Here is a 12,574-nt window from a genome sequence, read left to right as displayed (position 1 = left end):
TTTTTAGTTGGGTAGTTAGAGATAAACGATATTTCACAAGCCTCAGGCAATTACCTAAGGTTGCCTTGAAACAATTTGAAAGATTTGCCCGGTCTGTCCCGTCGTTACTTCCAGGGAATGAGGAAGCTTGAATGTTTACAGTGATTACTGCCGACCAACTTGAAGCACGGCATATTCTTGATGTCGTGGAAAAACGCTCTTACGGCGTGCAACTAAAAGGCTTTTGTCCACCGGACACCTTGCAGGTCGCACGCGATCATTTATTCCGCCCCGAATTACGCAGCGCTTTTACCGAGCAGCAGGAATTTGTCCGGATCGGCAAGGCCTACATCGAAATCCAGGATGAGCAGAGCCGTGCCGACTATCACGCTCAGGCCCACGCCAATATCCGCCGGATTCGCAACTTGTTCCGGCCATTGGCATCACCGATCGACGAACTGCGTTTGCTGCTCGATGAAGTCTGGCCCCACGGAGCGCACCTGCTGCAAGTGGATGGGCAAAAATGCTTCGTCGGCATCGCGCGCTTCCAGGGCAGCGGCGTCGACCTGACGCCCCACACTGACAATCTGGAACGCAATGCCCCTCAAGGGCACCACCCGAAATTGCTCACGCAGTTGTCGACCAACATCTATCTGGAAATCCCCGAGGACGGTGGCGAACTCGAGATCTGGGGCATCGAGCCGGACGAGGAGGAATACCAGCGCCTGCGTGGCGACCGCGCCTACGGCATCGAGCGGCATTTGCTACCGCCACCGGACTTTGTGATCAAGCCCGAGCCTGGCGACCTGATCCTGCTCAACCCGCGGCTGATCCATGCGGTGCGCCCTTCAGCGAGCAGCACTCGCGTGACACTCGGCGTCTTTATCGGTTTTTACGGCGAACACCAGCCTTTGGCCTACTGGAGCTAACTCATGAGCAACGCACAGGAAATCAACCTCAAGGCCTATTTCAACAAGGGTGGCGAAGAGCACGAATTTGAAGGTAAGCGGGTGGTGTTGGCGGTCAGCGTTGGCCAGGAGTATCACGAGGACCAAAAGCTGCGCTCGACCATCCACCTGATCAATCAGTCGGGCTTCAGCCACGTCAAAGTCGTGGTCGCCGACACCTTGCAGCGCCATAACAAGCACGGCAAATCCCCCGGCGAAGCGTTGTCGGCATCCATCCGCGACGGCGACGCCTGGCTGGCACGCAATCAGCAGATTCTCGACGGTTTGCGCGTGCCCTATCACATCACCCGCTGGAACCAGGAACTGGCAAGCGACCAATACGCCGAACTGCGCCAGCAACTCAATGTGATCTACCACGAGCGTCATGAGTTGCGCGAAGCGATCGAAAGCACCATCGCGGTGTTTACCGACCGTTTGCGATTGCGTGACGAACACGCCGACATCACGCGCGCCGCTAACCAGTGCCGCGAATACATCCTCGAAGAAATCCCGATCATTTTGCCGCTATGGGCTGCCGAGGGTTACGACTACGTGCTGTATCCGCAGCAGATGACCGCCGCGATGGCCACCAGCCGCGATCTGCTGATCGAGCCTCACAGCCCGGACCGGGTGCGCTGGTTGCCGTTGAAATTCAAGAAACGCGGGATCCCGATTCCCTTCACGCTGCCTGGGGTAATTCACCCGAACTGGTCGAGTGGGGCGATCGCGATTTGAAGACAACGGCGGAGCGAGCGCTCCTGCCGTAGTGCATCACCGTACCGCTGTTTTTATTCAATTGAACAAGGAGTTTCCATGAGCGTTTTTGCGCAACAGCAACGCAAATGGTGGGCATTGCTCGGAGTGAGCATTGCCAGTTTTCTGGGCTGCGTCGATTTCACCATCGTCAACACCGCACTGCCGGCGTTGCAGCAGGATCTGGGGGCGGACGTCGACAGTTTGCAGTGGGTCATCAACGGTTTCATTCTGGCGCTGTCGAGTTTTATGGTGCTGGTCGGGCGGCTGGCGGATGTGCATGGGCGCAAACGCGTGCTGTTCATCGGCCTGAGCGTGTTTGGCCTGGCTTCGTTGGCGGCCGGCCTGGTCGGCAACATCGACCAGTTGATCGCCGCGCGCATCGTGCAAGGTCTGGCGTGCGCGGTGCTCTACACCGCGTCCGGCGCCATTGTGTCCAGCACGTTCGACAGCGCCGAGCAAGGCAAGGCATTTGGTGTGCTGTTCGGCGTCAATGGCGTCGGGCTGGCCATCGGGCCGGTGTTGGGCGGAGTGATTACCAGTGTGTTCGGCTGGCAATGGATCTTCCTGATCAACGTGCCGTTGGTGCTGCTCAGCCTGGCGATTTGCAGCGTCAGCGTCGATGAGTCCCGGGCTGAGCAGACAGGCGCCCGGCTTGATTGGCTGGGAGCGATTTTGCTGCTGGTCGGGCTGCCAAGCCTGGTGCTGGTGATCGTGCAAGGCGCAGCGTGGGGTTGGCGTTCGCCGTTTACGCTGGGCTTGATCAGTCTGGCGGTGCTGGCGCTCTGGGCGTTCATCGAGGTGGAAAAACGTGTCGCGGCGCCGATCATCGACTTGCGGTTATTCGCCAACCGGCGCTTCGTGGCCGCGGTGACCGCCAGTTTCGGTTTGGCGCTGTTTTACTGCGTGGCGTTTTTTGTCATGCCGCTTTACCTGGCGTTGATTCGCGGGGAAAACGTTCAGGCCAGCGGTCTGTTGCTGTTGCCGACCACACTTGGGGTCGCGGTATTGTCACCGCTTGTGGGGCGGTTGGTGGATCGCAAGGGGCCGGCGTTGCTGATCAAGACCGGGTTACTGCTGTTTGTGGTGTCGGCGTTGTTGCAGGCAGGCTTTGATCGCCAGACGTCCCTGGCCTATGTCCTGGCCGCGTTCGTGGTCATGGGCCTGGGCTGGGCGAGCATTCTCGGGCCATCGACGGTGTTGGGGATTTCGTCGGTGCCGCAACAGGTCGGTTCGGTAGCCATGGGGTCGCTGATGACGTTGCACAACGTGGGTGGCGGTCTCGGGTTGGCGCTCGGCGTGGGGATCTATCATCACTTTTCCGCACTGCCGCTGGATGATGTGCAGGGCGCATTCCTCAATGGCTATCGTGCGGTGATGGTGTTTCTAGCGGTGGCCAGCCTCAGTGTCTGGGCCTCGGTGGCGTGGTTGCTGCGCAGGGCAAAAACGGCGCAGGCACTCGCCGAAGAAGGGTCGGGGCATGGCTGAACGTCCGGGGCAAATACGCCTTGGGGCCTTTCTGTCCGGCTCCGGCGCGCACGGTGGCAGTTGGCGTCACCCACAGGCGGATGCCGATGCTTCGCTGAATTTTCAGCGCTATCGGCACTACGCGCAAACGCTGGAACGAGGCTGCTTCGATGCATTGTTTCTCAATGACAATGTTGCGGTGGGCAACCTCGATCCACGGGTGCTCAGCCGCACGTCTTACAGCCTGCGCTGGGACCCGTTGACGCTCCTGCCGGCACTAGCGGTGTTGACGGAACACATCGGCCTGATCGCCACCGTCAATACGTCGTACAACGAGCCTTACAACGTTGCGCGCAAGTTCGCTTCACTCGATCACCTGAGCGGTGGTCGAGCCGGGTGGAACCTGGTAACCGGTTTGATTGGCGGCGAAAATTTCAATCATGCCCAGCCCTTGGCGCATGCTGATCGTTACGTCCGGGCCGAAGAGTTTTTCGACGTGGTAACTGGGCTCTGGGACAGCTGGGCCGATGATGCGTTTGTGCGTGACAAGGTCACAGGCACCTGGCTCGATACCGAGAAGATGCACGTGCTTGAACATCACGGCCAACACTTCCAGGTTCGCGGTCCGTTGAACGCGCCGCGCCCCCTGCAAGGTTGGCCGCTGATCGCTCAGGCCGGCTCGTCTGGCCCGGGTCGAGAGTTGGCGGCGCGCAGCGCTGAACTGGTGTTCACCGCCCAGCAAACCCTGGAGGAGGGCAAAGCATTTTACGCCGGCCTCAAGGAGCGTTTGCCGCACTACGGGCGAGGCATCGAGCAACTGAAGATCTTTCCGGGCATTGCGCCGACCGTCGGCCGAACCCTCAACGAGGCCGAAGAAAAGTACCAACAGTTGCAAGAACTACTCGACCCCGAAGTGATGCTCAAGGGCTTGTCCTGGCTGCTAGACCTTGGCATTGATCTGTCGGCCTTGCCATTGCACGCCGTGGTGCCGTTGCCGGAACATCTCGCACCGACGCAACGGCACCAGAGCCGGCAGCAACTGGTGGTCGAACTGATCCGTCGCGAGCGTCCGACAGTCGCGCAAATGCTGCGCAGCCTGTCGGCCAGTGGGCATAAGGTTCAGGTTGGCACGCCGGCGCAGATCGTCGACGAACTGGCCACCTGGTATGAAGAATATGCAGCGGATGGCTTCAATGTGCTGTTCACTCATCTGCCGGGCGCCATCGATGATTTTGTTGATCTGGTGGTGCCTGAACTGCAACGGCGCGGGCTATTTCGCACGCAGTACGAAGGCCGCAGCCTGCGGGAAAATCTCGGGCTGCAACGGGTGGGAAATCGCTTCTTCGGGAGCAAGAAGAATGGCTAAACCGGTAATGCCATTGAGCAATAGTCTGCCGCGCGACCTCGGTCAGTTATTCGTAGAGGGGCAGGGGGCAGGGGGCTTCATCCCCTCAACCAACGTGCCGATTTTCAACTGGGTGACGTAGTCAGGCCAATCTCGATGTCGCCAAGAGTCAACACTTCCCTTGAAGTTGCCACTACCAGAAGGCTATTCAGGGCTCGCTCAGTGTTGAAGGCCGAATTGGCGGAAAAGCGTTGATAATGGGCCAGAACGCTTGAATCCATGGTCGAGTAACAGCTTGTAGTATTGCTGTTTACTCTGGCGATCAGCGATTATCGAATATGCACCGGAAACATCCGAAAAGGCCGGCACAGACGTGCTTTTCTATAACTCTACTAAATAGCCGTTTAGTCGAGTTAACACGAAATTAGAAGCATATTCGACGGAGAAGGCACCATGATTGAGTTTAGCGCCAAGGCTGAGGCCGTCATTGAAACGTTGAATCTTGAACCTCACCTTGAAGGTGGTTTTTTCCGTAGAACCTATCAGGCAGATCATCGCGACCCACTCGAAACCCCCAGCGGCCCACGGTATCTGATGACCTCGATTTACTATCTTCTGGATCGGCAATCACCGGTGGGCCAGTTTCATTTCAATCGATCCGACATCCTGCATTATTTCCACATAGGCGACGCCATTGAGTACAGCCTGATCCATGCGGATGGTTCGTTACAGACATTAGTGATGGGCAGCGACATTTTGGCAGGACAGCTTTTGCAATTACATGTACCGGGTGGAATCTGGAAAGCTTCACGGTTGCTCGACGGCGAGAACGGATTTGGGCTGATCAGCGAAGCCGTTTCGCCAGGATTTGATTTTGCCGATATGGAAATGGCTGATCGGCAGAAACTCACGCGGCAATTCCCACAGCATCGAACGCTGATTGAAAAGCTGACGCGTGGTGAGGGTTGAGCGGCGTCGAAATCAAGGAAACGCCGTAGCTCGGATTCAGGTCGATTCTGTAGGTTGAAATCTGTCGAGATTTATTAATGTCGCGAAAGCTTTATCCTATTGGAAAACATGAGTTTTACACAGCCCAAATGCCAGCTATGCCTGACTTCTTGATGTTTTTGCAGATTTAACTACATTCATTCCAACTTTTGCATATTTTGCTGTGGGGTAAGCCCATGCAACAAATAAGCATAACCAAAGGCGCTCTAATACTGGTTGGCAATAAAAAGCTGGAAATTGTCGCCGCGGTATCATCAACCAAGATAAAGGCCGTCGACATTAATTCAGGGGAAGTGGTCTCGGTGTCGCCTGGCGAAATCGAGTTCGAGCTAAAAAGACCTCCAACTTCTCTGTGCCAAGAGAATGATCCCGCACGGAGTGCACCGTGCATCAAGGATGTAGATGAAACCCATCTGAAGTTGGCATCAGATCGGTTTGCCGTCCTATTACCTCTAGCCGGCAAAAGGCTCATTCCTAAGGATGAGATGGCGCGGTGTACGGCTGCACTAAAACTTAGCGCAGCACAGGTATACCGGCTTTTAGCAAGGATAGACACTAATCTGGGGCCGTTGAGTTTGATACCGCGGCAGCGCGGCAGATCTAAGGGAACTAAATTAATCGACGCGAACGCCGAGGCCATCATTCAGGAAGCCATCGATGAGGACTACAGAGGTCCTGGGGTGACCTCTCGGCGCATCATCGACATAGTCACGGAGCGATGCCTGGCTATGTCAATCCAGGCCCCAAGCCCAACCACCATTGCGAACAGAATTAAAGCACACCGACCACGTACGTTGCTGGCGAAGAAGTCTGGAACAAAAGCTGCACGGCAGGCTTACGAAATTCGGGGAGGAAAAGTACAGCCTGAGGCACCATTGGATCTGATCCAGATAGATCACGCCCTTGTAGATTGCATCATCGTAGACAGCGAGCAACGCCTCCCTTTGGTGCGCCCTTGGGTGACCATCGCCATCGATGTGTATACACGGGTGATACTCGGCTTCTATTTGTCCTTGTCGTACCCGTCGGCAATGTCGGTAGCGCTGTGCATCTCCCATTCGATACTCCCTAAGGAACGCTGGTTAAAGGCATATGGGTTTACGGGTGAGGAGTATCCGTTCTACGGCATGCCGAAAAGAATCCACGTTGATAACGCAAAAGAGTTCAGGTCAAAGAATTTATCCGACAGTTGCCGGAAGTACGGGATAGAGTTGACGTTCAGGCCTAGGGGCACTCCCCACAATGGGGCCCACATCGAACGCCTGATCGGCACGCTGATGGGAAAAGTTCATATGTTGCCAGGCACAACCATGTCCTCCGCCAAAGAAAAAGGCCACTACAAGAGTGAGCGACATGCGACTTTGTCGTTTACAGAGTTTCGCGAGTGGTTCATCCGAGAGGTCGAGATCTATCACAAGACGACGCATTCTGCGCTCGGCTGTTCGCCACTGCTTAGGTGGGAGAAGCATTTCCAAAAGAAAGATGGAAGCTACTGGTATCCGCCGATTGTCGAAGATCGAATGCGCCTACTGGTTGACTTTATGCCAGTCAAGAAACGAGTAATCGGCAGGGCGGGCATCAGGCTTAATACCATAGATTATTACTCCTCGACCCTGAAGCGCTTTGACATCGGGACAAAGTGCACTGTTCGATACGACCCCGAGTCATTAAGCAAAGTGTGGGTGCTTCCCGCTGGGGAGCAAACTTACATAGAGCTGGGTTATGCCGACTTGCGATTGCCGAACACCACGCTTTCGGAATTCAAGCGGCTGAGGGCAAAACTCAAAGATGAGAGCGAGCGCAGGGTCCCAGCGACGGAAGTATTTAACTTGGTCGCAAAAAATGAAGCATTAGTTAATGCCTCCATTGCAAAGAACAAGCAGGTTCGAAAAACGAGAGAGCGGAAAAGAAATCGCTCGACCGATGCGGGCCACCCCCTTAATGAAAAAGTCGCGCTTCCTTCTAGTCCTGAGTCAGTGAATTACAGCGTTAAGCCTGAGCCGTATACAGTCGAAGAGTGAGATATTGGCCGCTGACGAGGTAGGCATCGATGAAAGACAAGTTCAACCTTGAACACCTGTTAGCAAGCCGTCGCCAGCTGGCGCTACTCGGAGATAGTGAGCGGATCAGAAATATTTATGAGGATTGCTGGGTGAACTACCCTCAAGTGGCTTCCATAAGAGCTGCGGTCAGAGCAGTCTATGAGATGCCACCGAAAATCCAAGCGCAGTGCATGATGATTTCCGGGCGTCCTGGTATGGGCAAAACCAGCCTCTTCAAAAGAATAGAGTCGGACATGACGACTCTCAGAAAAAGACATGCAGACTCCTATAGCTGCATTTCCTTCAGTTTGGCCTCTGACCCTACACTGAACTGCTTTGAGAACAGCATCAGTGAAGCGCTCGGTGTCCCAATTGGTAAGATCCGTAACGGTTTGGTACCTGAGTCGTTTTGTATGCTGGCTCATTTGAGGAAGCTGCGCCTGGTGTTGATTGATGAAGTGCACAATCTGCTTAACGCCGGACGGATTGATCAACGAAAGAACTTGGCCTTCCTTCGGGCTCTGAGTAGCCCACCGATGTCACTGTCGATCATTGCCTTCGGGGTGGATGATGCCGTGCACGCCATCAGTAGCGATGCTCAGCTTGAACGTCGCTTCCAGATGTATGACTTGCCACGTTGGAGAGAAAACGACAGCTTTAGAGCGTTCCTAACCGGTTACGAAGGCACTCTGCCATTAAGGCAGTCGTCGGAGCTGTGGCAGCAAGATAAGGTTAAGTTCCTCATCAACGCCACGGACGGCATAACCGATGCCATCGTCAAGCGAATTACCCGGGGGGCAGTGTGGGCCATTCTGGATTGCAAGGAAAAAATCGACGTAGCGTGCCTGGAGAAGGCCGCGGAAATCCCGCCTTATCTTGAACGCTTCGACGATGAGGAGTAATGCGCACTTTGGCGGACTACTCAAACCGGTGCCTGGTGAAGCTTTTTCGGCATGGCTGGGGAGGGGGCTGCGCGCCAAAAGTCCTGCACCCTTTAGGCGCGCCGCAGATTGTCTTGAGCGCTGGGGTATACAGGACGCAAACATTCCTTGTTCCGAGGAGGCGTTGAAGGATTTTTCCGAGGCTTTGGGTTTGACAAGCGAGTCCTTGCTACGGACATTTTCCTTGCCTAGTGATTGGCTTAAAGCACCAGCAGAGGAACGCCGGCAGTTTTGCATGGCTTGCCTCATCAATGATTTCTGCTGCGATCGTCAGCCGACCTCGCGAATCATTTGGTTCTACTGGTGGTTTACCGTGTGCCCGGTGCACGGTTTGCTTTTGTACGAAGAAGACAGTACCTCGGCTCCAACAGCGTTGGTATCGTTCCTACGAAATTTATCGTTCGCAGGGTGGAGGCTCTCAGGGCGGATTGAGCGTCGGTCGAACCTGGGTCGGGATATGTTTAAACGGCTGCTGCTGATGGCTTCGGCTTTTCAGGAGTGGTATCTGGCGTCAGTTCAGCGCAGAACTTTCATCATTGGTGACGTGGATCTTGCAGCGAGTGTCGCAGAGGTCGAGCTGGTCATGGCAGATGTCCTAGCGATTATCGGCAAAAAGCGCAGCTATCCGGTTGATCAACGCTCCTACATTGCCCAGCTCCTGGGTATTAAATCGTGGTGTTCTCTTCGCTCGGATCTGTCGCCAGAAGCAGGTTGTGAGCCTTTTTTGTGCCTAGACATACGCGAACATAACGCTGACATCCGTATGGCCATGTTTGCCTTGCTCGGCTTGTTTTTGAAGTTGCCGAAGTGCGCACATATCTGGTATCTCGGCCAGCGTGAACCCAATAATTGGCAGATTGAGCATCTTTGGAGGGGGATGTTATGCGATGCGGTGCGAGTCCCCAGTTATCTGGCTTGGTTTCAACAACGCTCAGGGTGCTGGTGCGCTCCTCTGCGTGCTCACTTCCACTACCTGCTCGATCGTTAGGCTACGTAAACCGAGCGTATCCCGCATACTGGGTGTCGCTGGCCGGGACGCCGCGGAGCAGGAACTTGTGACTTTTTATTAGGGGGTGTTATGACGCGCAAATTATTGATTGAGCTGGAGCTTAATGCTAACGACTGGGACGCGCTGGAGCGCTTGCTGGAGCAACCCGAACGGTTGGCCGAGAGCGTAGCTGAGCAGGATCCGCGCGAGCGCTCAAGGATAGTGTATGTCCTCAGGGAACTAGCGTCCGCGATTCGGGATCAGGCCGCTATAAAAGAGTGAGCTCGTGCCAGATTGCCTCGCGGTCTTTGGGCTAGAGCTTGCATCGGTAGTTCAGTGCCGGAAGGCTCAGATTTGATCAAGAGCCTTCCCCTTTTTTCTTGATGATGCTGTTGCTCAGTGACGCCCGAGCGCCTCTGCCTTGGGCCAGGTCGAAGTTTCCAAGTGGGGGGCGGGCCCTCACATAGGTCATGTAATACGCCTTAGCGGGGTTATTCTTCTACAATTCTCTCTGGGGCTAGTTCGTGGTGGCTAACCACACTCACACCATCCTCATCGATACCATCGTCTCCCGTGGCCTTGTTTCCGCCGAATCGGTTCCTCTGGGGTACAGGTGCTTGGTCGTCTTCAACCGGGGAATAGAAGCCCTTGCTGATCTTTATCATGTAGCCTTTTGAGTAGAACGTGCCCATAGCGCTAGCGAAAAACTTTCTCCACTCAGCTGATGAAATGGATTGAAGCTTGTTGAATCGGCCATAGATTTCGTCTGCGAGGGCATTTACGTCCATTACTGCTCTGGGTTTTGCGGTAGCAATTCGCACCTGAACGAAAATATAGGCGATCAAATAGAATCTACGCCCTTCGGGTAATTGGACCTTGAGTACATTCGAACGCATCATTTTTCGTTCGGCACGAAATAGCGAAGCTGCTGCGGCGATGTTCAATGGCAAGTCGGGTTGCAGTTCACGGATACGATTTTTAGCCAACTCACCAGACACCAACCCATCCATCATACGGATTGCATCCATGACAGATTGATCTGGATAGGGCGTCCTATCTTCCTTGGTTTCACACAGCTTACAGATCGGGTTGACGATGTCCGTGTGTGGGGTTAAGTCGCCGCAATCTTCGCACGAATAAAAGGTCAAGCTCTGTGGTGAATAAGAGTCGGGGGAGTCAGAAAAGTCTGGCGATGACGTATTAGCCTTAGCTAAATAGAAATTAGTCGTCGAGCCTTTCGGCCAGAAAAAGATGGGTTGACGCAGTTTGTGCGTCAGGTAAGCGATCCACATTTTCACCAGAGACTGATCGTCGTCGGATTCTACTAGCCAGGCTCGCCAAGATTCGGCCCATGAAATGTTAAGGCTGACGAGATTCAGCGACGTCTTTTCCGTGGTGCGGGCCACCCTGCTATCGATACGCAGCTTACTTTTTTCTTCTTGCAAAAGTATTTGGTTTGCAGGAATGCTTTTCAATCTGGCTCTGAAAGCTTCGGCTTTAGACCAGCTTTCACTGGAGGCATTGTAAATGGCGATACATTTTGACGTTGCACGGGAATAGGCACTGAAAAGCTCAGTGGTGTCGAGCATTTCCGCACCGAGGATCAAGATGACCGGCGCCTCCAAGCCTCGGAATTTCGTCACGTATTCACAACGTGGACGCTCTTTTTTCAAATACTCGATATATTGTCTGGTAATGAATTTCGGCAGCAAAATAATAATGTCTTCAGGTGAAACTCCGCTGTCAATGAGTTTTCTTCTAATGTCGGAAGCTTCTTTGCATGGATCTGCGCTAATTATTTCGACTGCGGTGTCGTGCTCCAACGTCCTTGGAGTCGAATGCTGAAGTTTCGGTGGCACGACCTCTTCCAGGATGCTTGTCACCGCCTTGGGCATCCGTAGGATGATGGTGAGTGGAAACGGATCTACGCCGAGCAGCTTACTCAAGCCTTGCAGGGGGATATTCTCACGCTCGTACGGGAAGACCTGCGTCTCGTCGCAGAAGAACGCCTTAGGCTTGTCATGGAACCAATCGGTGAGGGTTTCGCACCATGAGGGGAGTAGGGCTTGAGACTCATCGACAAGCAATGCGCCATAACCTGCCATGCGGCCTTGCTCAATGGCATCTTTCAGATCGAGCACGCATTGCTGCCTGTACCAATCATCTTCTTGCCCAGGCTCACTGGTCCGGCCCAAAGCGTTGCGCGCCTGCCCACATAGACCGTGCCAGGTCACTACATCACAGCCCTTTGCATCAACCAGTTGGGTGCGGACGTAGTCCGTGAGCTTGTTGTTGAACGAAACCACCAGCACCTTCTTCCTCTGGGAGACCAATCGCCGAGCGGTTTCGATGACGATCAGCGTTTTGCCGGTGCCCGGCCAACCGGTCACGAGCGAGGTCTCGTTCCTCAGCACCCTGGTGACTACCGTACTTTGCTCCTCGGTTAGTTGGAGCCAGTCCTTGTTGTCGTAGAAAATTCGACTAGCCCACCCGCGCTTGCCGTCGATTTCTGGTGTGAGATATTCGATGACGCGAGCAGCGCGATATTCGCCCAGGTCAGAATTGCGCAGGGTGACTTTCCAATAGTCCATTAGGTCCACGATGCGCTTCGTCACGTTAAGCATCCCTCGATGGTCAATATAGAGCGGATGCGGGGGATTGGACGTCATGTCGAACATTCCAGGCGTCGCTGGCTTACCTGCGAAATCGGAGTCTGGGAAGACAAATCCGTAGCCAATACGTAATCGGAGTAACGGGTCGGCCCCTAACCACTTGGCAATTCCGTGGACGTTATTGCGCGTCTGGCCGATGGGATCAATCGAAAACTGTTTGTGAAGGTGAACAAACCGGTTGTTCTTGACGCCGTATTCACCGCTCTTAACTTCGAGCACGAGCAGCCCTTTGTCAGGGTGAATGATCAGAAAATCGATTTCACCGGTCGGCTTGGCCTGCGGGTCAACTTTTGTTACGGCGGAGCTGAGCCAGGGAAGGCTATGGATGACAACGTAGTCATTTGGTAGCTCCGCTTTGAGGATGGTGTAGAGATCTCGCTCGCCTTTGCTCTCAGTGCCGCGTGGTCCGTTATCCGGAATCATCCTTGCCAT

Annotated in this window: 10 protein-coding genes; 9 read left to right on the top strand and 1 reads right to left on the bottom strand. The window is 54.5% G+C overall.

The window, feature by feature from the left end:
- Positions 1-131: 131 nt before the first annotated feature.
- The 9 genes from JFT81_RS01660 (at position 132) to JFT81_RS01620 (ending at position 9,752) form a co-directional block, all read left to right on the top strand.
- Positions 132-908: a 2OG-Fe(II) oxygenase gene (locus JFT81_RS01660; protein ID WP_201203648.1), complete on the top strand. Its 777-nt coding sequence runs from the start codon at positions 132-134 to the stop codon at positions 906-908.
- Between the two features lie 3 nt (positions 909-911).
- On the top strand, positions 912-1,661 hold the full coding sequence (locus tag JFT81_RS01655; RefSeq protein WP_201225840.1) for a tRNA-dependent cyclodipeptide synthase: 750 nt from the start codon (positions 912-914) through the stop codon (positions 1,659-1,661).
- A gap of 78 nt (positions 1,662-1,739) precedes the next feature.
- Complete coding sequence (locus JFT81_RS01650) at positions 1,740-3,167, top strand: MFS transporter (RefSeq protein ID WP_201225839.1); 1,428 nt, start codon at positions 1,740-1,742, stop codon at positions 3,165-3,167.
- The gene (locus JFT81_RS01645) at positions 3,160-4,512 is read left to right on the top strand and encodes an LLM class flavin-dependent oxidoreductase (protein ID WP_201225838.1); all 1,353 of its coding nucleotides are present in this window, start codon (positions 3,160-3,162) and stop codon (positions 4,510-4,512) included. The genes JFT81_RS01650 and JFT81_RS01645 overlap by 8 nt, the downstream gene beginning before the upstream one ends.
- A gap of 432 nt (positions 4,513-4,944) precedes the next feature.
- Positions 4,945-5,460 carry a cupin domain-containing protein gene (locus JFT81_RS01640; RefSeq protein ID WP_201225837.1) on the top strand — a complete coding sequence of 172 codons (516 nt, stop codon included), beginning with the start codon at positions 4,945-4,947 and terminating at the stop codon, positions 5,458-5,460.
- Between the two features lie 215 nt (positions 5,461-5,675).
- Positions 5,676-7,520, top strand: coding sequence for a Mu transposase C-terminal domain-containing protein (locus JFT81_RS01635; RefSeq protein ID WP_201225836.1), 1,845 nt, complete (start codon positions 5,676-5,678; stop codon positions 7,518-7,520).
- A 29-nt stretch (positions 7,521-7,549) separates the two neighbouring features.
- Positions 7,550-8,443: a TniB family NTP-binding protein gene (locus JFT81_RS01630; RefSeq protein ID WP_201225835.1), complete on the top strand. Its 894-nt coding sequence runs from the start codon at positions 7,550-7,552 to the stop codon at positions 8,441-8,443.
- Entirely contained in the window at positions 8,418-9,470 is a 1,053-nt protein-coding gene (locus JFT81_RS01625; RefSeq protein WP_201225834.1) for a TniQ family protein, read from the top strand. Before JFT81_RS01630 ends, JFT81_RS01625 begins: the two co-directional genes overlap by 26 nt.
- A gap of 90 nt (positions 9,471-9,560) precedes the next feature.
- The gene (locus tag JFT81_RS01620) at positions 9,561-9,752 is read left to right on the top strand and encodes a hypothetical protein (RefSeq protein ID WP_201225833.1); all 192 of its coding nucleotides are present in this window, start codon (positions 9,561-9,563) and stop codon (positions 9,750-9,752) included.
- Between the two features lie 209 nt (positions 9,753-9,961).
- Here the strand turns inward: JFT81_RS01620 and JFT81_RS01615 are convergent, their stop codons facing one another.
- Positions 9,962-12,574: an NERD domain-containing protein/DEAD/DEAH box helicase gene (locus tag JFT81_RS01615; RefSeq protein ID WP_201225832.1), complete on the bottom strand. Its 2,613-nt coding sequence runs from the start codon at positions 12,572-12,574 to the stop codon at positions 9,962-9,964.

The sequence above is a fragment of the Pseudomonas sp. TH43 genome (assembly GCF_016650635.1).
Taxonomy (GTDB): domain Bacteria; phylum Pseudomonadota; class Gammaproteobacteria; order Pseudomonadales; family Pseudomonadaceae; genus Aquipseudomonas.
The sequence above is the reverse complement of the archived record's forward strand: the minus strand, read 5'-3'. Positions and strand labels throughout refer to the sequence as shown.